This window comes from Nostoc sp. DedQUE02, from assembly GCF_034531035.1.
Lineage (GTDB): Bacteria > Cyanobacteriota > Cyanobacteriia > Cyanobacteriales > Nostocaceae > Nostoc.
This window is the reverse complement of record NZ_JAVRBY020000039.1, coordinates 48,212-70,618: the sequence shown is the minus strand read 5'-3', so window position 1 is coordinate 70,618 and position 22,407 is coordinate 48,212. Positions and strand designations below refer to the sequence as shown.

The 22,407-nt window shown below is 41.8% G+C and carries 14 protein-coding genes; 6 read left to right on the top strand and 8 right to left on the bottom strand.

The genetic code is table 11. The annotated features are described in order from the left end of the window. Nucleotides 1–8 precede the first annotated feature (8 nt). The 4 genes from fusA to RMX98_RS24590 all read left to right on the top strand — a co-directional run bounded on the left by fusA (nucleotide 9) and on the right by RMX98_RS24590 (nucleotide 6,507). Entirely contained in the window at nucleotides 9–2,012 is a 2,004-nt protein-coding gene (gene fusA, locus RMX98_RS24605) for an elongation factor G (protein WP_322677820.1), read from the top strand. A 530-nt stretch (nucleotides 2,013–2,542) separates the two neighbouring features. Then, complete coding sequence (locus RMX98_RS24600; protein ID WP_322677819.1) at nucleotides 2,543–3,298, top strand: phosphocholine cytidylyltransferase family protein; 756 nt, start codon at nucleotides 2,543–2,545, stop codon at nucleotides 3,296–3,298. A gap of 216 nt (nucleotides 3,299–3,514) precedes the next feature. Beyond that, nucleotides 3,515–5,170 carry a phosphoenolpyruvate mutase gene (gene aepX / locus RMX98_RS24595; RefSeq protein WP_322677818.1) on the top strand — a complete coding sequence of 552 codons (1,656 nt, stop codon included), beginning with the start codon at nucleotides 3,515–3,517 and terminating at the stop codon, nucleotides 5,168–5,170. Between the two features lie 491 nt (nucleotides 5,171–5,661). Next, nucleotides 5,662–6,507, top strand: a complete 846-nt coding sequence (locus RMX98_RS24590) for a DNA/RNA non-specific endonuclease (protein WP_322677817.1) — start codon at nucleotides 5,662–5,664, stop codon at nucleotides 6,505–6,507. A 65-nt stretch (nucleotides 6,508–6,572) separates the two neighbouring features. On the opposite strand, the gene RMX98_RS24585 is transcribed toward RMX98_RS24590, so the two are convergent. The 5 genes from RMX98_RS24585 to RMX98_RS24565 form a co-directional block, all read right to left on the bottom strand. Next, nucleotides 6,573–6,974 (bottom strand): nuclease A inhibitor family protein, encoded by a 402-nt coding sequence (locus RMX98_RS24585; protein ID WP_322677816.1) that lies wholly within the window; start codon nucleotides 6,972–6,974, stop codon nucleotides 6,573–6,575. Between the two features lie 15 nt (nucleotides 6,975–6,989). Then, complete coding sequence (locus RMX98_RS24580) at nucleotides 6,990–8,048, bottom strand: hypothetical protein (protein WP_322677815.1); 1,059 nt, start codon at nucleotides 8,046–8,048, stop codon at nucleotides 6,990–6,992. A gap of 290 nt (nucleotides 8,049–8,338) precedes the next feature. After that, nucleotides 8,339–9,205, bottom strand: coding sequence for a GNAT family N-acetyltransferase (locus RMX98_RS24575; RefSeq protein WP_322677814.1), 867 nt, complete (start codon nucleotides 9,203–9,205; stop codon nucleotides 8,339–8,341). A gap of 49 nt (nucleotides 9,206–9,254) precedes the next feature. Next, nucleotides 9,255–10,019 (bottom strand): DUF928 domain-containing protein, encoded by a 765-nt coding sequence (locus tag RMX98_RS24570; protein ID WP_322677813.1) that lies wholly within the window; start codon nucleotides 10,017–10,019, stop codon nucleotides 9,255–9,257. Between the two features lie 524 nt (nucleotides 10,020–10,543). Next, nucleotides 10,544–12,913, bottom strand: coding sequence for a CHASE2 domain-containing protein (locus tag RMX98_RS24565; RefSeq protein WP_322677812.1), 2,370 nt, complete (start codon nucleotides 12,911–12,913; stop codon nucleotides 10,544–10,546). Between the two features lie 1,003 nt (nucleotides 12,914–13,916). On the opposite strand from RMX98_RS24565, the gene RMX98_RS24560 reads away from it, so the two are divergent. Together RMX98_RS24560 and RMX98_RS24555 are read left to right on the top strand one after the other, a co-directional pair. Beyond that, the gene (locus tag RMX98_RS24560; RefSeq protein ID WP_322677811.1) at nucleotides 13,917–15,131 is read left to right on the top strand and encodes a sigma-70 family RNA polymerase sigma factor; all 1,215 of its coding nucleotides are present in this window, start codon (nucleotides 13,917–13,919) and stop codon (nucleotides 15,129–15,131) included. Next, nucleotides 15,128–16,270, top strand: a complete 1,143-nt coding sequence (locus tag RMX98_RS24555) for a DUF1822 family protein (RefSeq protein ID WP_322677810.1) — start codon at nucleotides 15,128–15,130, stop codon at nucleotides 16,268–16,270. The genes RMX98_RS24560 and RMX98_RS24555 overlap by 4 nt, the downstream gene beginning before the upstream one ends. 306 nt (nucleotides 16,271–16,576) lie before the next feature. Here the strand turns inward: RMX98_RS24555 and RMX98_RS24550 are convergent, their stop codons facing one another. From RMX98_RS24550 to RMX98_RS24540, 3 genes are all read right to left on the bottom strand, one after another. Next, nucleotides 16,577–19,129 carry an S-layer family protein gene (locus tag RMX98_RS24550; RefSeq protein ID WP_322677809.1) on the bottom strand — a complete coding sequence of 851 codons (2,553 nt, stop codon included), beginning with the start codon at nucleotides 19,127–19,129 and terminating at the stop codon, nucleotides 16,577–16,579. Between the two features lie 160 nt (nucleotides 19,130–19,289). Then, nucleotides 19,290–19,562 carry a hypothetical protein gene (locus RMX98_RS24545; protein WP_322677808.1) on the bottom strand — a complete coding sequence of 91 codons (273 nt, stop codon included), beginning with the start codon at nucleotides 19,560–19,562 and terminating at the stop codon, nucleotides 19,290–19,292. Nucleotides 19,563–19,739: 177 nt separating this feature from the next. After that, on the bottom strand, nucleotides 19,740–21,962 hold the full coding sequence (locus tag RMX98_RS24540; RefSeq protein WP_322677807.1) for a calcium-binding protein: 2,223 nt from the start codon (nucleotides 21,960–21,962) through the stop codon (nucleotides 19,740–19,742). Nucleotides 21,963–22,407 lie beyond the last annotated feature (445 nt).

Sequence of the window (22,407 nt, the reverse complement as noted above, 5' to 3'; positions counted from 1 at the left end):
GAAATTTTATGATTCCCCGAACACGCATCCGAAATATTGGTATCTCTGCCCACATCGACTCTGGTAAAACTACGCTGTCAGAGCGAATTCTCTTCTACACGGGCAGAATCCACGCTATTGAGGAAGTGCGGGGAGGCGGTAAGGGTGCAACGATGGATTTTATGCCAGAAGAAAAGCTGCATGGTATAACCATTACTTCTGCTGCTACCACCTGCCAGTGGCACGACACCCAAATTAACCTGATTGATACACCGGGACACGTAGATTTCACAATAGAAGTTGAACGCGCCCTGCGGGTATTAGATGGGGCAGTGATGGTGCTGTGTGCTGTGGCGGGTGTACAATCCCAGTCCATTACGGTGGATCGGCAAATGAAGCGCTACCGTGTGCCGCGTTTGGCGTTCATCAACAAAATGGATCGGACGGGGGCAGATCCATTTCGTGTAGTACAGGGAATACGCGATCGCTTGCAACTAAATGCAGTATTACTCCAGTACCCGATCGGCAGTGAAGACCAATTCCAGGGAGTAATTGACCTGGTAGAAATGACTGCTGACTACTTTGAAGGTGAAAACGGCGAAAACCATGTGAAAAAGTCAATTCCCGATGCTTTTAGGGATGAGGCACAACAGGCACGGGAGAAGTTGCTAGATACTTTGTCGCTGTTCTCAGAACCGATGACCGAGATGCTACTGGCGGGTGAGGAGATTCCCAAAGAATTAATTTGGCAAACCATTCGACAGGCAACCTTGAGCCTAGAATTCACACCTGTACTGCTGGGTTCGGCATTCAAAAATAAAGGAGTGCAAAATTTATTGGATGCAGTTGCGCTCTATCTACCATCTCCCGTGGATAGAGAAGTGGTCAAAACCGCAGAGTCGGTGAGTGTCTCCCCCAACCCCGATGCTTCTTTGGTGGCATTGGCATTTAAACTCACCGTTGAATCCTTTGGGCAATTGACCTATACCCGGATTTACTCTGGGACGCTCAAACCCGGCGATACCGTCTACAACTCGCGGACTGAACAGCGAGTGCAAATCGGTCGCTTGGTGAGAATGCACGCCAATAAGCGAGAAGAGGTAAAAGTTGCCGTTGCTGGGGATATTGTGGCTCTGTTGGGTGTGGATTGTGCTTCTGGTGATACATTCTGTTCTGGAGAACCACTGGTATCTTTAGAGAAGATGTTTGTGCCAGAACCAGTGATTACGCTGGCGATTACGCCCAAGAAACAGGAAGATAGCGATCGCCTTTCTAAAGCACTCAATCGCTTTCAAAGGGAAGATCCCACTTTCCGGTTGAGTATTGACCCCGAATCAGGATCAACTCTGATTTCTGGGATGGGCGAACTCCACTTGGAAATCTACCTCGAACGCATCCAACGGGAATATAATACCGAGGTTTACGTCGGTACTCCCGCCGTCGCCTACCGCGAAACCATTAGGCAACAAGCTACTTTTGACTACCGATTCAAGAAGCAGTCAGGCGGCCCCGGTCAGTACGCCCATATTACTGGGTGGATTGAACCCACAGATGAACCGTTTGTCTTTGAGAATCGGGTGGTTGGGGGTGCGATTCCCAAAGAATACATCCCGGCGTGTGAGAAAGGTTTCCGTGAGGCGATGGAATCAGGAAAGCTAGAAGGCTATCCGGTAACTGGGGTGAAAGTCGTTTTGGATGGTGGTTCCTATCACCCAATTGACTCTTCAGAATTGGCTTTCCGGTCAGCATCTCATCAAGCAATTGAAGGTGCGATCGCCAAAGCCAAACCCTACATCCTCGAACCCATCATGCTTGTAGAAGTGGAAACACCCAACGAGTTTATGGGAAGGGTTCAAGGTGACTTATCCTCCCGTCGAGGTTTGTTGTTGGGTTCCGAGACAATGCAGGGATATACGGTGATTCGAGCAGAAGTACCGCTAGCGCGAATGTTTGGGTATTCTACAGAATTGCGATCGCTTACTTCTGGTATGGCTACTTTTTCAATGGAATTTGCCTGCTATCGCCAGTCCTAGCATCTTGAAGTAGCTTCATTTAGGGACATAGTTTAACGTGAGCAATGCGATGAGAGTGAGGTGGGCAAGCAGGGGAGGCAGGGGAGGCTTCGGGAGCAGGGGGAGAGAAAAAAGCTTAACTGAACTGTATTGAGGTATAGGAATCATATTTGATTTCTGAAAAAATTCAGTACAACTCAAACAGGCTTCTTGACTATTGCCCCCTGCCCCCTACCCCTCGCCTCCTACGCAAATAAGTACGCTTAGAGGATGTCTAAAAAGTTATTTTATATACATTTCACTCTTGAAGATCCCCCTAAATCCCCCTTAAAAAGGGGGACTTTAAGACTCTTATTCCCCCCTTTTTTAAGGGGGGTTAGGGGGGATCGATAAATATTTGATACTTCTCAGACATCCTCTTAGATGTTAAGCTTTTCTTCCATGTTAAGAATTAATTAACAAATATTGTCTTGAGCAAAAAACAGTCATTATAAAATACTGGGGAAATTTCCAGATTTATCGGTATCTGAGCTACTGTTGGTGACTTGACGATGAAGGCAATTATATTAGCTGCTGGGGTTGGACGACGCTTAGGTAAAGATGGGCAAATCCAACCCAAATGCTTACTGAAATTTAACGGCAAATCTTTATTAGAGCGCCATTTTAACAATCTCCGTCATTATCAGATTGACGAAATAGTGATTGCTGTAGGTTATCAAGCACAAAGAATTCAGGATGAAATCAAAACATTAGGAGCCGAAAATTGGGTCAGTACAGTTTATAATCCTGATTATACTAAAGGCAGTGTAATCAGCCTTTGGACTGTAGGTCAGCATTTAGCTGCTGGCGATGACATATTATTAATGGATGCTGACGTGTTGTGCGATCGCCGCATCATCGAACGACTAGTGAAGACAAATATCCCCAACAGCTTTTTGCTGGATCGGGATTTTGAACCGGGAGATGAACCCGTGAAACTTTGTGTGAGAGATAATTATCTAGTGGAGTTTCGCAAACAAGTAGCTCTTGGTTTAAATTATGATTTGATTGGCGAGTCAGTGGGATTCTTTCGTTTTGGAAGTGCTGTTGCTCAACGTCTTGCAACTCGTACAGAAAAGTATGTTGCAGACGGACAGAATAATGAACCTTATGAAGAAGTAATTCGGGATTTATTATTAGAAACTCCAGAAGTATTTAGCTACGAAGACATCACTGGATTACCTTGGGTCGAAATTGATTTTCCCCAGGATATTCAACGCGCCCAAAACGAGATTTTACCTCAAATAGAAGTAGCAGAAAATGTCTGAAAATATCTTTAAAAAGAATTCAATAGTCAGAATTCAGTATGAATTATTTGCTACTAGCGGGTGAATCAAGGAGTTCAAAATCCCCATTAAATATCCGATGTAGTGGTTAAAAACATAGTGACGATTTTGAATTTTCCACTAATTGATTCAGGATTCTGAATTCTGGCTTCTGAATTCTTCTTTCATTATTACTATAGGTTGAGAAAAGCAAAATAGATGCATCAAATATTTGCACCCATTGACACTGCTGCAAAATTAAATAAGTGTGCCCAATTACGGTTATTATTAGAATCGCCTCAACTCGACTTCATTATGGAAGCTCATAATGGGATTAGCGCCCGGATTGTCGAAGAGGCCGGATTTAAAGGAATTTGGGCGAGTGGATTAGCCCTTTCGGCTCAATATGGCGTTCGAGATAATAACGAAGCCAGTTGGACTCAAGTTGTAGAAATGCTGGAGTTTATGTCTGATGTCACCAGCATCCCGATTTTATTAGACGGGGATACTGGTTATGGCAACTTTAATAATATGCGCCGCCTGGTCAAAAAGTTAGAACAGCGAGGTATTGCTGGAGTCTGTATTGAAGATAAGCTTTTTCCCAAAACCAACAGCTTTATCAACGGTAGTCGCCAAGCTTTAGCTGATATTGATGAATTTTGCGGCAAAATTAAGGCAGGTAAGGATAGTCAGACAGACCCAGATTTTTGCATCGTCGCCAGACTCGAAGCTTTGATTGCCGGCTGGGATCTTTCTGAGGCAATGCGCCGAGCTGAAGCTTACCACGCCGCCGGAGCAACCGCGATCTTGATTCACAGTAAATCATCGCGTCCTGACCAAGTGCTAGCCTTTGCTAAAGAATGGGCGGGTCGTTCCCCATTAGTGATTATACCAACCAAATATTACAGCACGCCTACCGATGTTTTTCGCAAAGCTGAAGTTAATTTGGTCATCTGGGCAAACCATCTGATTCGAGCTGCTGTTGCTAGTATGCAAGCGATCGCCCGCGAAGTGAAAGCCAGCGAAACTTTAATCAACATTGAAGATGATATTGCTCCCGTAAAAGAAATTTTCCGGCTACAAGGGGCAGATGAACTCCAAGAAGCTGAAAAACGCTATTTTAACAACGGACGACAAAATACCCAAGCGATCGTTTTGGCTGCTAGCAGAGGAAAAGAATTAGCAGGGTTGACGCAAGATAAACCAAAAGTCATGTTACCCCTTGGAGGTAAACCTCTACTCAGGTTGTTGGTGGATAAATTCAAAAAACTTGCCATCAATGATATTACCGTTGTCGCCGGTTATAAAGCAGAAACTATAGATGTTGTGGGGACGAAAGTCATCCGTAACCCAGATTATGAAACAACGGGAGAATTAGCATCCTTAGCCGTAGCTAAAGCTAGCTTTGGCGAAGAAATGCTGGTGCTTTACGGCGATTTACTATTTAGAAGCTACATCCTGCGAGATTTATTAGAATGTCCCGGAGAAATTGTGGCTGTGGTTGATTCTGTGGCTAACAACAAGTCTGTTAGTGGTTCACCTGATTACGCCTATTGCTCAGTTCCAGACGATCTTTCTCTGTTTGGACAGGATGTTAACCTGTTGAACATTTCTAAAACCACACAAACGCAATTAGGAAATTCTAGCGGACGCTGGATTGGAATGTTGCGCTTGCGGAGTCAAGGTAGACAGTGGCTAAGTGAAGCACTCAATGAATTACAAAAACGGCCAGAATTCAACAGTCTAGGTTTGCCAGAATTATGCAATTATTTAATCGAGCAAGGCAAACCGATCAAGGTGCTTTATATTCGCGGTAACTGGTTAGATGTTAATTCTTTAGATGATCTTGACCTTGCTTTTCAATTAAAACAATAGGTATACCGAATTTTTTTCAAAAATCAAATATGAGTCCTATAGTCGCATTTTGTTAATGATTCTGAGCAGCATTTTTGTACCATAATTGTCAATCATTATAGGAATTGACGACACCATTGAAAGCAGAAAAGGGAAGAAAATTATTATTTTGACATAAGTAAGTTTGTGAGAAAAAACATAACTATCTTAATAAAGATAAACGAAGCTCAAATTCTCTTTCCTTCTGCCTTCTGCCGACGCTCGCGGACTCGCTAACGCTACGCTATCCTGCCTTGCCCTAACGATAAATATTCACGACGACCTACTTAATACTATTCTTTAGCAGCTAAATTTCAGATAATCACCTCAATAATTACTAGATGTTAATGTAATATTTACAGCTTTTTAACCTCTGCTTATACAAGAAAAGCTATATTGCGATCGCTAAGTTTTACTGAATTTCTGTAACTTTAACAGAAACAATTGTAGTTTGTTTAAATAAATAGTAACAAATGAAGAAGTCTCAGTTTTTCAGAGCTATTCTACCTATTGCTGTACCAGCAGCAATATTTTTCACTCTGCTTAATTATCTACAAAAGCCACTAACTGCCCAAACCTCAAGTGTTCATCTAAGAATGGGCAATCCTAGTAATGCTGGCAGTAGTTACAGTAATCTTTTGTTGAGCAAATCTCAATACGCAGTTTCTTACAATTGCTATAGAGGGACACCAAATTGGGTAAGTTGGCAGCTAAACACATCATGGCTAGGAAGCGCACCTCGCCAAGATGATTTTCGTGCAGATACTACATTACCTTCAAGCTGCTATCGAGTCAGTTCTTCCGATTACACTGGTAGCGGTTTTGATAGGGGACACATGACTGCTTCAGCAGATAGGACAAACACAATTACCAATAACTCTGCTACTTTTTTAATGACAAATATAATTCCTCAGTCACCTGATAATAATCAGGGGCCTTGGGCTGCACTAGAAAACTATTCTAGAGACTTAGTAAACCAGGGAAAAGAACTCTATATTATTTCTGGTTCTTACGGCACTGGTGGAACAGGTTCTAATGGAACAAAAAACACAATTGCTAATGGTAACGTTACAGTTCCGACCAGAACATGGAAAGTTATTGTAGTATTAAATTCATCAAATTCTGATGCTAGCAGCGTCACTACTAACACAAGAGTAATTGCTGTGAATATGCCTAATTCGCAGGGAATTAGAAATAATAACTGGACAAACTACAGAGTTAGTGTTGATTCCATTGAGACAAACACTGGTTACAATTTGCTTTCTAATGTTTCTTCGTCTGTTCAAAGTGTAATTGAGTCCAGAGTTGACAACTTGTAAGAATAGTTAGCTCACTAAAAACTTAAAACCTGTCTATAAATACAGACAGGCTGATGATTACTGAGTTAGGTTTCTACAACTTTTGTCGAAATTCCGGCTAAATCCGCAGATGGAGTTTTACCAATAATATAGATATCGAGGTTTGTCGTACCTATACGATAAACCTTGATATCAGTGAGGTGATCTTTTAGTATTTTGACAAGTGATTTAAACTTTGGCACATTTTGTTTTTGTATTTCATCGTGCCATTCTTTTTCCTCAGCACAGTTACGAAATATATAATCTAGTTCTACTTCTTCAATTGATGTTTCTAGAGAATGTCCTGTTAACTGAAGGAGTTTTTGAGCGGTCAAAGGTTCTTGCGCTTGATTAGACCACAAAAAAACTTCAAAAGGATACTCTGATTCACTTATCATTAACAAACCATCGGAGGCTTGTTTGAGTTTTTCCGTAATCTCGTTAGTCATAAAATTTATTTATGGTTATGAGCATTGGTTTTTGAGTTTGCCAATCAGAGAATTAAGATTGAGCTGACTGGGCCAACCTTGAGGAAGATTTGCAGAATTATATCCTCTGTCTTTCAATCCTTGAATAAATTGGTTGCGAATGTATGTGGTATCAAAAGTTCCAAGCCCATCAAAATAGACATCAGTTAGGTGAGCGGGGTCTAAAGCCATTTCACCCTTGTATACTGCACCATCATTTGAATCATCCCAACCCCAAGGTGCATTGGCAGAATTTGTACTGCAAGTTGGTGTACCAGAGCCACACCCACCACTAGAGTCTCCCTTGAAAGTTCCCCAACTAGCAAAAGTCAACCCAGAAGAACTTGAAAAGGAGGCTTCATCTAATTGATGTTGCCACACTCCATTAGGGGCAAATACATCAAGCAATTTATATTGCACATCGCGGTCATTCCCCGAAGCAGGAAGTTCTGCTGTAGTTCCAGAAGGATAGTAAATAATCCCATCTTCACTGCTAGAGCCTTTAAAATTTCCAGCATTAGGCCAGGCTTTTAAGCCATGACCTTTAGCTTCTTGAGTTGTCAATGGGTGCGGTGAACCACTGTAACTATTCATCGTTAGTGTGCCATCAATACTTTCTGCACCACTGCGTAAAGGACTACCAGTTGGAGTGTAAGAGTAGAAATTGTTATGGAATACAGTGACAACGCCTTCTAATTTACCAAAAGCTGAACCGTCCTTACGGACAATTGTAAGTAAACCTTCTAAATCATTTTCGTGTTCTTGATCAAAAGGAATATCAGTCCAGTCTTGAGGATGGTAAAAGGAATATGTAATGAACCAATGAGTACAAGTTTCAGCTACAGAATAGTAACCATGAGAGGAGAGAGGGAATTGAAAAAGGTTATCCCAGTTATTTGTTCCTCGCCAATCGCTATCATAATCAAATCGCGTGATGTAGTCTGCACTATACTTAGTACTGTCTGTGTCTTGATAGTGAATAGGCGCATGATATAAGGCTAAAGCCAAATCAGTGGCAGATTGAGCAATTACTTTTGGATTTGTAAAAATACCCATTAATATTGCTACAAGCAGTCCCAAAGCCACAAGAAAAAATTTTTTTAAACTCACGTCTCACCTTGGTTAATAAACAATATCAGCATAAAAGCTAATTTTTAAGAATCGGTAATATTTAGATTATTCCGTAGCGATTACAAAGTTAAGATTTGTGTTGATACTCAAATTAATCATTTAGATTTAACTCAGTTGAAAAAATGACATTAACCACAGATTAGATGCAATTGGCTAGGTCTGGCAATTCACTTCCGGCGTGAAATATTCCAAAAATGCATACCATAATAGGCAATTTAATAGAATATTGAAGGCAGAAATGCGCCTGCTGGCTCGTTGTAGAGTCCCATAGTCATCAATGTCATTGGTCGAACTACGTGCAATCCTTTCTCTAAGCACCAACGCAATAAGTCTGTATTGCGCGTTGGCAAGAGAAATCCTGATTCTGAAATTGCTGTTGCAGCGCTCAGTAGTGCCTTGAGGTCTTGATTACTGTGTGCAACGGTGTGTCCATCAAAGCCAAGTACAGTTGTGTATCCTGTAATCTGACCGTTATGTTCAACTACTGTAAGCGTTTGTTGCTCAATCGCATCAAGTAATTCGAGGTGACGAACATGACCATGAACTTGAAAACAAAGTTTGTCGCAGATATCGATATCTGCTGAGGTTGCTGTACGAACCACATACCCTAGAACTTGAAGTTGAAGTGTCGCACCTTTTAGGACTGCAAGCGGTTCGCGTACATGAAATCCGAGCTTAGTATATAAGGATAATGAACTACTATTATAGGCAGCCTGTACTAACCTAACACCTGCAAACTCTTGCTGCCGTGCGTAATCTAAGATGTATTGCATGAGATGCTTACCGATTGAACGCCCTTGTGTCATGGGGCTAACTGAGAGTGGCCCAATTCCAGCAATTGCTCCATTATTCCAGAGGAAATTGCTGCCGACAATATGTCCATCTAGTTCAGCTACAACCGAGTAAATATTTTGACGCTTAAGTAGAGATGAAAACCATTCAATTGTAACTTCGACTGAAGCCCAGTCTACGGGAAAATGATGTTGGTCATTGAGTATCTTAAAGGCTTGGTAACAGATTGAAGCGCAGTCATGAGCATCTTCAACTGTTCCCTCTCGCAAAATGAAGTTTGTGCTTTTCATAATCAGTAGACTATTTCCACATTCCGTAAAAAGTGAGGTCAAATTCACGTTAGATAAGGGGTTTTGTAGCCATTTTTTCCAGTTGAATTACTTTTAGTAGATTTTTCCAGTCTTCAGCTAGCCCTGAATCCTGGGAACCTGTAAGGAGGAGTTCTGCTAGCGTTGTCAAAGCATCGTACCAAATGCCGTTTTTTGCGTAGATTGCGGCTTGTTGCTGTGGTGACAATTGTTTAAATTGATCGCGTAATGCCACATCCAAATTCACACGTTGCACCCAGCCTTCTACATAATCCAATGTTACTGGTTGCTTAGGGTTACACGCAACTCTTACTTTGAAGAACCAGTGATATAGCTTGTTGTTTTCTAAGAAAGCTGTAGTGTTTTGTAGTTGTACTCGAACAATTCCAGGTACTGGGGGTGCTGAAACATTTGCGCGATAGATTGTTTTATTTTGCTCGGTTTGCAAAACAAATTCGATCGCCTGAATGGAAGATTGGTTATAGGGAACATAGAACCAAAAGCTGGGTTGTTCTACACTAGTTAAGCCCCACACTTGAGTAATTGTGGTTTCACCTGCATCTTGGTTTAAGCGTTGTTCATAGCTTGGCACAAGAGCCGTTAAAGGCAAACCAAGTGCAGTACAATCTCCCCGTGAGGCTCCTTCCCCTCGCTTTCCTGGTAGACCGCGATCGGACGGTGGCGGAGGAGGGTTAAAGTGAATTGACGCTGATTTTTGGGATAACGCTGGCAAAGTACTAAGACAATTAATGAAAATTACACTGAATGCAGTTAGTGAAGTTAGTCGCTGAAGCATAATTTATAATTCGTAATTCGTAATACAACTCTTGGAGAGGCTACTTCGGCTTCGCGGTAGTTGAATCTCGACTCACAACGACTGCGCTCAGTGCAAGTCGCTCGATTACCGCCAAGCGATGCACTGAGTTTCGACTACGCTCAACTACCGCTTAGTCGAAGTGTCGAAACTCAGTACAAGTTCGTAATTCGTAATTTGGGATTAAGAAGCTTTTGAATTTGTATAGGGATCATATTTGGTTTTAAAAAGTTAGCGTTCTGTTCTATTAAATATAATGGATAAACTCATTCTTAATTTTCCTTATTTTGGCTTCTTCTCACGAGACGCTATGCAAATGCGGTTCGTTTCTCAACCCTCCTCAAAATTGATTAGACACCTTACTAGGTAAAACTCAAAAAGTCATCTTTCTCTTTACCTATTAGCTATTGCCTATTGCCTATTGCCTATTGCCTATTGCCTATTGCCTATTGCCGCTTATCTCCTCAGTCATCTCTATATTTAGTAATCACAAAAATATGTGTAGTTTACGCAGAGTGGGGAAAATTTCTTATGTAGTAGGCAATTAGGATAATACTACTAATGAGGGCGATCGCACAGGGAACTAGTGGTATCCAAGCGCTGCACTGAATTAAAACAACAAAGCAGACTCCGTAGAGGCTGGCGATCGCAATTGAAGTTACAATTCCTAAATAGAATAATGGTCGAATGTACCAAGCCAGTAAACTTCCTGTTAGCGACCATCCCCAAATCCAGATTATTTCTTGCCAAACAGACCAAGCCCATAGAAGCGATCGCCCATCAAGGGCTGCACTTAACAATTGACTAATCATTTGCGCTTGTAGAATAACACCTGGTATTTTCTCGATCGCACCTTCATTTGTGATGTAAGGTGTGGATGAGGAGTCTTGAAAGCTTTGGGCTGTTGTACCAATCAAAACAATTTTGTTTTTTACTGTACTAGGGTTAATTTTTCCTGCTAGTACTTCTGTTAATGTCACCTGCGGTACAAATTTTTCTAATGAACGCTGGGTGCGGTAATTCAACAAAATTTGATGTCCGGAAGCATCAATACTTTGGTAGCCACTGGTGTGCGCTGTTAGTGGTTGAAAAGTTGTTTTGCCTAGTTTCCAAGCACCATCGCTGCTAAATTTTAACGATATGTTGTAAGCAGCTAAATAACGCAGTGCAACTTGTACACTAAAAGCATATTGGGCTTTGCAAGGTGAAGAGGGTGGCGGTGTTAATGCTAGCAAATGGCGACGGATAATGTTATCCGGGTCGATGACTAAATCACTAAAGCCTAAACGTTCTGGTGGTATTTCCGGTGGGGGTTTGATACCGGGATGCTCAGATTGGCGATCGCTAACTCGACAAACTGCACTTAGATATTTAGTATTGTACAGATGCTTTGCAAGTTCTGGTAACTCTGGCTTGACAGCGCGATCGCGATAAATATCTAATCCTATTCCTTGTGGTTGATACGCCTCTAATTTCTTCAACAATTTCAACAGCGATTCATCTGAGAGAGAACCTTGGGGTTTTTCTTGCGACTGTGATTGCACATCTTCTTCGGTAATTGTCACAACCAACAAGCGAGAATCAGGCTTTTCGTCTGGGCGTAGTCGCTGCAATTGATCGAATGCTTGTAACTCCAATCCTTGCAGCATTCCCAGATATCGTACACCCATAACTAAACTAGTAATGACTAAACTTGTGCAGATGAGCCAAAAAAAATGAAGTTTTGAATGCTTACCTGCATTTTTTGAATTTTGAATTGGAGTGGAGAGTAATGGAGTGGGAGAAACCGATGCCCCAGTGCCAATCAACTCCTGCCAACTTGGTGGTATTTCCGCGAGATTTTGATAAATCACGGGTAGCCAACTTGCACAGGGAAATTGCCCATCCAGTCCTTGCAGCCTTTCTCTAGCTTCGCGCACTGCTAAATAAAGCGATTTACCTCCAGCATAAGCTTGCAAAAAATGCTTGAGAAACGTCTGGGCCACGCGGTCTGGTACAGGTTCACGCATGACAATCAACTGAGGAATCTGTAAAAAAGCAAATTCTCGCGCTAATCCTAAACCATCACAAGAGTTGAAAATTGCTAACTTTAAACCGCGCTCAACTGCTTGCTTGAGAGCATATTTTAACTGACTAATTGTCAAACTTTCTGTTTGGTTAATGTAGATTTGCCCGGTTTCTCCTGTATTTTGACTTGAACTATGTCCGGCAAAAAATAGAATATCCCAATTTTGCTGCCAGAGATTATCTGTTAAGTCTTCACAAGATGGTTCTACAAGAAAGTAAATTTTTGTGTTAGGCAGTTGCTCTAAAAGTAAACGGTCTGTGGCTATATCCACTCCCTGACTATCGCCTAATAATGCCAAAATTTTGACAGTTGCAGTTGATATTGAAGAAAAATTGACTTTTTCATAAATATTGGCACTTAAAGCAATTTCTGCATTTGGGTAACGCTCTATTAACTCCCAAAGATGCCAAGGGAGCTTTTGAAGCTGATAGTCTTGAGTCTGCACAATTACCCTAATTATGTCAGATGTCTGAAGCTTTTCCAGCCATTTTTCGCGGATTGGGCAAAAAGATGCTGATTGCAACCAATAATTAAAGCGATCGCGTAATTGTTGCGATACTTCGAGACATTCTTGGTCATTTGAAATTAACAGCTTTTGTTTTGGTAGCCCTTTAGGACGACCAGCAAAATCTAGGCTACGATAAATCGCTTGCCAACAATTGAAATTTAGCGGTAATTCTCTCTCTGGCGGAAGTTCGCCGATAACTTCACTTTCAGGGCGGCTGTTTTCTTCTCCAATCTGGAGAGTAACAGCAAACCCTGCCTCAAAACTTCCTTTGCCAAATTTCAAAACTACCAATTTAGTCACTGTCAGAATAAAAATTATCTTTTAACGATTGTAAGTAGTTCTTTATTGAGATATCATCTACAGTTCTCTTATTTATGTTGTAAATACTAAAATCCCTGCTTCTCTCAACTTTGCTCATTTTCTCTGAACGCGATCGCTAAGAGATCATTTATAAAGTAAATCTTTAGACAGCTAGACGACGCAAGAGGTTGTTTGAAAAGTGCTGGCTAATGTCTCAAAACTTCAGATCCTCCTAAATCCACGCCAGTTCAACCAAATAGTCATTGCTCAAATTCAAACACTAGCCATCAAAATTGAAACGTTTGCAACAAATGTTCTGCCATGTATAAGAAAGGCTTAAGCATTTCTTGCAAAGGTATAAGTCGTTGCTGCAAATGCTTAATACTTTGCAACAAATGATCCTCCATATATAAGAAACGCTTAAGCATTTCTTGCAAAGGTATAATCAATTGCTGCAAATGTTTAATACTTTGCAACAAATGATCCTCCATATATAAGAAACGTTTAAATCATTGCAACAATTGTTGTAACTAACTTATATATTGATTAGACTTCTTGCATAAATCAAAAAAAGAACCCCACCCCGCATTTGACTTACGTCAAATTTTCCCCTCCCGAAGAGCTTAGGGTATACACAAGTCGAATTACCCCCCTTAATCCCCCCGATGTATTGGGGGGAAACAAGAAAATCTAGTTTCCTCCCCAATACATACGGGGAGGGTTAGGGTGGGGTAATTAGAAGACTGGTAGTGATTCGATAACTTGTGTGTACACCGTAGCCTCGTAGGAGAGGGAAAAAAATAAGTTTGCTCAATTTCAGGAAAATATAATCAACAGAAAGTAGTTTAGATGGTGTTGCTGATTGTGGTATGAAAAATAATTTTGCGTTATTTCAAAATCCTTGTAGAGACGTTGCATTGCAACGTCTCTACATCCAAATTCATACCTCGATTCAGCAACACCGTTTAGATTTATTCGCTGTTTATATAAAAATTAAAGTCTCATGCATATAAGACAAAATATTATCGAAGTTTTTTCCACCTTCTTACTGTTTAAAGGTGATAGCTTTGACCGTTGGGTTACTGATCCTAAACTGCGACGGAGTATGCAAAATACTTTAGAACAGTCTTTTAAGCAAGAATCAGAAATCTTTTGGACAATTTACTGGCATCGGATTTGGCAAATCCAAGCAAATCCAATTGCGGTTGCTCACATTGCAGCCTATTTGCAGGAAGTTTGCTACTGGGTTGCGAGAAAAATGAAGATGAATGTACCAGGGCAACATTCTGTTGCTGACTTTTTTCAAACAGCGATCGCTCGTGTTGATAAAGTTATGAAAGGCTTTAACCCACAATTGGGTTCAAATTTGAAAATCTATGCAGAATACACCTTTAGTAATCTGATCAAAGACTTATTACGCAAGCGTCAAGAAGTTGATATCTGTACTGACTGGGGATTGCTGCACAAACTGAGTCAAAAGCGTTTGGTCGAATCTCTCAAACAGGCAGGTTATCCATCCCAAATCATTGAGCGTTATGTTTTAGCTTGGAGTTGTTTTTTGCAATTTTATGCACCCCACGAAGTTGCAACTGCTCACAAACTCATTAAACCGGATAATTTGACATTACAGGCGATCGCGCAACTTTACAATACCGAACGTCTCAGTCAGCTAAATTCTCCCAGTCCTGCTTGCACTCCCGAAAGTTTGGAAACTTGGTTAATTACTTGTGCCAAAGCCGTGCGTTCCTTTCAATATCCCACCTTAGTTTCCCTGGATATCCCTGCACCTGGGCAAGAAACGGGCGAATTGCTCGACCGGCTGACGAACAATTTTCAAGACTCGGTGTTGAATGAAATAATTATCCAAGAAGAAATAGAAAACATCGCGTTGCAAAGTACAGAAATTAATCAGGTTTTGAGCGATGCGCTAGCAAAATTAGATACCCAAGCCCAAGTAGTTCTGCAAACATACTACAAGCAAGAATTAACCCAGCAGCAAATTGCTCAACAGCTAGGAATCAAACAATATACGGTTTCTCGGCAATTAACGAAAATCAAAAAGACATTACTAATAGAGTTAGCTCAATGGAGTCAAAAAGCACTGCATATTCCGATGAAATCTGACGTAATCGACAGTATGAGCAATTCCCTAGAAGAATGGTTGATTGCTCACTATCGTCCTCTCGTTCTGTCGTCGCCAGTGGAGTCTTTAAAATGACTTTTGATGTCACCCCAATTCCAGAACAGCTCACCTTAGAAATTTCGTTATCATCGCAAACCCTAGAATTACCAGGTTTTTCCACATCAGGCGCACGCTGGCGAGGTCGTCTTAACCAAATGTGCTTAGATGCATTTTTACCGTGGTTAAGAGAAGAAGTTGAAAATGCTAGGGTTTGGACTCAAACAGCAGCTTTACCCAGTTTTTGGGAATTTGTAAATGGAACTGCGATCGCTTGTGAAGAGATACGATTAGTATTAATTCCCACAACAGCAATTGACACAGCAGAATTGCGCGTACCCCAAGAATGGGTAGATATTCCCGATTGGGTTGCTGACTATTATATTGCACTACAAGTTAATCCTAATGCTGGCTGGGTAACAATTTGGGGATATACGACTCATCGTCAATTGAAAACCAAGGGGGTGTATGATGCAAGCGATCGCGCCTACTGTTTAGATGAAAATGATTTAATTAAAGACATCAATGGTTTGTGGATTAGCCGTCAACTTTGCCCAGAAGAAGTTTTACGTGAGTCAGTTGCACCTTTACCGACATTACCTTTAGCACAAGCAGAAAACTTACTGCAACGACTGGGCAATTCGGAAGTAGTCTTTGGGCGTTTAGCAATTCCCTTTGAACATTGGGGTGCATTATTAGCACATGGCGGCTGGCGACAACGGTTGTACGAGCGACGACAAGGGTTATCTGAGCAGTGGTCAATTCAGGAATGGTTGCAAGCAGGAGTATCAAATTTAGCCCAACAGCTTGGTTGGGGAATGACTAGATTGCAATTAGCTCCTCGTGGTCTGCGAAGCCGAGAAACTAGTGTATCTCTGTCTCGGCAATTGACGGTTGCTAATCAAGCTTACGAGTTGCGCGTATTTCCAAGAGGTAACTTAGAAGACAATTTATGGCGGTTTGAATTACGCAATGCAAATCCAGATGCAATGATTCCAGCAGGATTTAAACTGAGACTGTTAACCGAAGATTTGCAACCTTTTATTAATAATGAAGATACCGCAATAGAAGCGATGCCTCAGCTTTATATTGATGTAGAGTTGGAGCCAGGAGAAGGTTTGGTATGGGAAGTTGAACCGACACCAGATGGGTATGATAGAGAAATATTACGGTTTTGAGTACAAAATCATTATCTCATATCATGTCCGGGGTGTTGCTGAATCGAGGTATGAAATTGGATGTAGGGCGTTGCATATTTGCGGGATGTTTTTTAATTTTTGCGAATTCATAAACCTAATTCCTTCGCGCACTTTGCGTCTTCGCGGTTCAATAATTCATCCCTGTTTTATGCAACGCCGGATGTAGAGACGTTGCATTGCGATGTAGAGACGTTGCATTGCGATGTAGAGACGTTGCATTGCGATGTAGAGACGTTGCATTGCAACGTCTCTACAAGGATTTTGAAATAACGCAAGGACACGATATCACGAACCAGCACTACAAAATCTATTCTGACTTCTGACTCCTGACTCCTGAATTCTCACTTCATTTGGTACTTGAGCCACAAGCTGAACATCACCTCGTTTATCTACTACCCATCCTTGAGCCTCAATAATTGGCTGTTGATTTTCAGCTAAAGTTGTTTTTGCTGGGGCATCTCTCTCGTTTCCTATTTCTTCATCCAGTGTCACCCATTGGGTAATAACTGCCCTTTGACGCAATGGTTCACTAGGACTTAAAGGCATTCCTCCCCGTCCTGTGACAACAAAACTATTGGTTTGCCCACGTCTAGGGGTGCAACCTTGAGCGATTTGCTCTGAAGCATCAACCAAATTTACAGGTAACTCCACTAATCCCCGACTAGGGTCAACATCAAGTGTATTAAGTTCTACAGTGCCGTCTACACCCAATTCTGAACTGGCAGTTATGTCGCTCAGAGAAGTTAGATTTTGACGAGGCTGAATACCAAAAATACCAAAAGCAGTAATATTTACTCTCCCACCTCTACCAGTGTAAGCATTAGCTGTAATATCACTATTTTCCAAAGGTAGGGCGACTATAAAACCATCTCGATCATTGATGTCAATATTACCGCCATTTCCTGGTTGTTGTGCTCTGCCAGCATTAGTAGAAATCTCACTTTCATCGCGTAACAGTAGTAAATCTGTAACTTTAAAATTCAGGTTTCCGCCATTACCGGAGTTAGTCTGTGCAGTAATCTTACCGTTATCCAGCCGCACCAAGTTAGCGGTAATGTCAAGGTTTCCCGCCTCACCTTCTTGACTGCTACTAACTGTTGCTTGTGCCCCGTCAAAGATAAGTAATTGCGGTGTAGAAATTATTAAGTTTCCAGCTTTTCCTGACCCTTCAGTACTAGCGGTTAACCTACTAGGACGACCATTATTCGAGCGACCAGCTACTTGTATAATGTCAGCAGCATCTATTTTTAAACTCCCGCCATTTCCTGAACTAATGGTTTCAGAGGAGATAATTGCTCCACCCAAAACCCGCAAACCAGCAGTATTAATTGTCAAGTCTCCTGCTTTGCCAGTGCTGTTGGTTCGAGTAAACAAGCCACTAGGAGTATTTTCATTAGCTGAACGTCCAATTATATCTATTTGTGAAGCCTTCACTATTAAATTGCCACCTGCCCCCGCACCAAGAGTACCACTACTGATTTGTGCCCCTCCCTGAACAGTTAATTTGCCTGTTTCAATAATTAAATTACCGGCATTTCCTGTAGTATTAGGGGTGCTTTGAGTTTCTATACTGCTCAAAAAGCCACTCAACTCTACTGCGTCCGTAGCTCTAATAATTAAATCTCCTGCTTTTCCGGCACTTTGTGTCCCCGTTGCTACTTTTCCTCCGTTATTCACAATTAATCGCCTAGTATTAACTGTTAAATTTCCCCCATTTCCAGTTGCTACTTGTCCAAGCTCTGATATCTCAGTAGTTAAAGCACTGGGAAACAAACTATTGTTAACATTAAATATTTGTACAGACTCAGAAGCATTTACAGTGACATTCCCGCCAACTCCACTGTTAAATGTTCGACTTGATACTGTTGATTGATTAATAGTTAATTGTTTGGAATTAATATTGACATCGCCACCAGGTGCAGATGTAAAAGTATTTGCTGTCACAATAGACCTTTGGATATCTACCTGTGATGCATTCAAAGAAATTGCACCTTTCTCACTTTGCCCTTGAATGTTATTATCTTCTTCAATAGCAATATCTACAAAACTTCTAAACATTTTAATATTACCAAAGTTGTTTGTATTTTGATAATTAAAAATCCAGCCTTGGCTTGTTTGGTTGAGATTTACCTGATTAACTCCGGTGACACTACCTAATTCAATCCGCCCCCCTGGAGCATTCAGAAAAGAACCCTCTAGGATGACATTGCCACCTACAAGAGCTAAAGTTTTACCGAATGGTACTCTTAGTCCAAGCCCTTGCACACTGCTGGCCGAACCACTAATAGCCTGGACGCGAATATCTCCAGAATTCTGCCCAAATTGCAAGCCGATAGGAGTATTTATAGTTAATAAGGGTGTTGTTTGGGGAGCGATTGCACTAAAGTCAAAGCCATCAGCAAATTTTAAACTACTAGCTGTGCTACCTACAAATGAACCACCAATATTTAACCGCGCATTCTGTCCAAAAATAATCCCACGCGGATTAATCAAAAATAGATTAGCTGTACCATTAGCGTGAATTAATCCATCAATGTTAGAAACAGAGCCACCTGTTACCCGACTAATAATATTTTGAACATCGGTAGGATTATTAAAAAAAGCTGTGCCGTTAGTTGGAACAGAGAACTCTTGAAAACTGTGAAAAAGATTACTTCCTGCTTGAGTTCCGGCTTCAATAATGCTGGTGTTGCCCTCTTGTCTAACATTGGAATTACTTGGAAGAGTAGCGTCTGGGGTGATTTGGGCAAGTGAGCAATTTGACCAAAAAACTATGGTGCTACTTATAGTAATTCCCAATCTTTGCAGCCAATACCAATGTGTAGATTTCCCAGACATTGTACTCTCCCAGCATAAAAAGAAACTTTTGCTTGGAATCAGGAAATAAAGATATAAATGTTAACAAAAACTATCTATAGGACTCATATTTGATTTTTGAAATAGCTCAGTACAACGAGAAAGCTTTATTTTACGTTGCCTATTGCCTATTGCCTATTGCCTATTCCCTGCCTACGCAAATCAGTATGGCTACGCCACGCTGCGCGAACAGAGACGAAGGTATAGATAGATCGTGGAACCCACACCAGTTTACACTGCCATCGGCATCAAAAATAACTCTTGTCTCCAGTTCAACTGCGATCGCCTCGGCTGATTCAATCAACTGCTCTGAGGTAAGCGATGGTAACGACTCAACATCCCATTGCTGGCTCTCTAGCAATAAGCGATCGCTGCTAGTTTGCTCTCCAGCAATCTGGTAATCTATTAGAAACACTTTATCTTGAGAGTTTAAGTTTTGTTTACCTGATGATAGATAGAGAAAGTAAGATTCTAGTTAATGTTCACAAGTTATTTGTTTGAACTTTTCTACTCTCATCGCAGTTATAAAATTTAGAAATGCAAGCGGCAAAGTTCTGGTATAGATGTATACCGCTTGCAATTCAATCTTCTCCTAGATCGCAACGGTGAAGTTGCTAGCAGTAATATTATTGGGCGATCCGACTAGGTTGGCAATAATCGCCTCGCCAGAATTTCCACCAGCAAGCACAGAGCCATTCGGGTTATAAGCTAAATCACCACTGACAAAGTTATAAACAATCTCAGCATTGCTTGTGAACAACTCAAAGAAGCTATCAACTACTTCAAAGTCAGAAGGAAGCAATGTACCACCTACAAGGCTTTCGAGTGCATTGAATGTTGTCTTAGATAAGACAATTTTATCGCCGGACGTGAAATCATTGATAGTATCCAAACCAACATCGTTAGTATTAAAGGCTCTGCCAGTACTGAAAGTGAAGGAATCAAAACCAGCACCGCCAGTCAATATGTCATTGCCAGCGCCCCCAGAGAGGATATCATTGCCAAATCCACCAATGAGGGTGTCATTGCTGCGTCCTCCATTCAGGGTATCGTTGCCGTCATTGCCATCAAGCCTTACCGTTCCTGAAAAACTAGCCGCACTCAAGGAGTTTGCCCCGGTACTACCGAGCAGGGTTGCTTTTTCAATGCTAGTCAGGAAATCTAATCCTTCACCTAAGATAATAGAGTCAGTCAGGATAACATTAACATCTGTATTCAATGACACAACCACCTCATCAATGCCCGCACCGCCATTCAGGGTATCGCTACCCAGCTGACCCAGGAGCGTGTCATTGCCATCTCCGCCGATGAGAGAGTCATTGCCCGATCCCGCAGAGAGTCTGTCATTACCCAATCCTCCTAAGAGGGTGTCATTGCCGGAACCAGCAAAGAGTCCATCATTGCCGTCTCCTCCATCAAGCAGGTTATTATCACTCCCAGTTTGAAGTTGGTCATTACCTGCGCCCCCCCTGAGGGTGTTATTGCCACCAAAGTCAACGATAAAGTCATCGCCGCCTCCACCATCAAGGCTGTCGTTACCGTTGCCACCATCAAGGTCGTCAGCTTGAGATCCGCCGATGATGGTGTCATTTCCATCTAGACCTCTAACCCTAACGTCTGCAATGGTGAAGCCAGAAGCATCGATCCGATTGTTACCCGCACCGCCGGTCAGATCAACTCGTTCAATAGAACTCAGAATATCCGTGCCGTTGCCAGTTAGAGTCGAACCGCTTAGAGTGAAGTTGATATTACCTTCTTCAATCACTCGGTCAAAGCCATCGCCTCCAAGTAGGAGGTCATTGCCAAGTCCACCCGTGAGAAAGTCATTGCGTGTTCCACCTAGTAAGGTGTCGTTACCAGCGCCACCGTTTAAAGTCACACTTCCTAAAGTAAATGCTGAGGCATTAAGACTGTTATTACCTACGCCACCAGTCAGGAAGACGCTCTCAATTCCAACCAGACTGTCTGTACCGTTGCCGATTAGGGCAGTATTGCTTAAAGTGAAGTTAACATTACCCGACTCTTCAACGCGATCGCTGCCTAACCCACCATTGAGTATATCATTACCAAGTCCGCCCGTTAGTGTATCGTTACGCGTTCCACCTAGTAGGGTATCGTTACCATCGCCACCACTTAAAGTCACATTTCCCAAAGTAAATGCTGAGGCATCAATCAAATTATTGCCTACGCCACCTGTCAAGAAAGCGCTCTCGATTGAAATGAGGCTGTCGATGCCGTTGCCGAATAAAGTAGTGTTAAGCAGGGCGAAGTCAGCATTGGCTGACTCTTGAACTCGATCCAAGCCATTGCCCCCATTTAAGATGTCATTCCCTGCACCGCCCGTGAGGGTATCATTGCGGGTTCCACCCAGAAGGGTATCGTTACCAGCACCGCCATTTAAAATCACACCTCCCAAAGTAAACGCTGAGGCATCAATCAAGTTATTGCCTCCGCCACCTGTCAAGAAAGCGCTCTCGATTGAGATGAGGCTGTCGATGCCGTTGCCGGACAGGGTAGCATTACTGAGAGTAAAGTTACCATTGTTTGACTCTTGAACTCGGTCAAGCCCATTGCCTCCATTTAAGGTGTCATTGCCCACACCGCCAATGAGGTTGTCATTACCGTTTCCGCCATTAAGGGAGTCATTGCCAACTTCTCCATTGAGAGTATCGTTGCCATCACTACCAATTAGGGTATCGTTGCCATCACCACCCCTGACGAAATCATTGCCTGCTAGAGCATCAATCAAGTCATTTGCAGCATCGGCAACAATAATGTCGTTGCCAGCAGTAATCGTTCCAGAAATAATCGTCATAAATTTGTGTTTACTTTTTTGTGTGTTGTATGTTTGTTAGATGTCTGCTGCTGCAGCCAGTGTTTTTTGTCCAGCACAAATTCACCTATTCTCAAGACTCACTGGTGTTTTAGGTCTTGATAGGGTTGTTTTGAGCAGCCGCATAACGTGGAATTGGCCGATTGGTTAAAGTAAAGATTTATGGTGTTTGGTAAGCATGTATGTTTTTCCTAATGCTATGGAATGTCACACTTATCCATACGTGCGTTACTCAGGTTTATGCAGGATGCACAGTTTTTGATGCTTAAACTTATAGCAGAATTTAGAATTCATCAGTCAGAGTCGGGAAATTAAGGTGTTAAGTGCTGAGTTGAAAGACCACCCACAACGTACATAAATATTGAGTAAGTTTTAATTTACTCAAAACTCAGCACTGAGTAAGGTAAACAGCAACAAAAAACGAGTA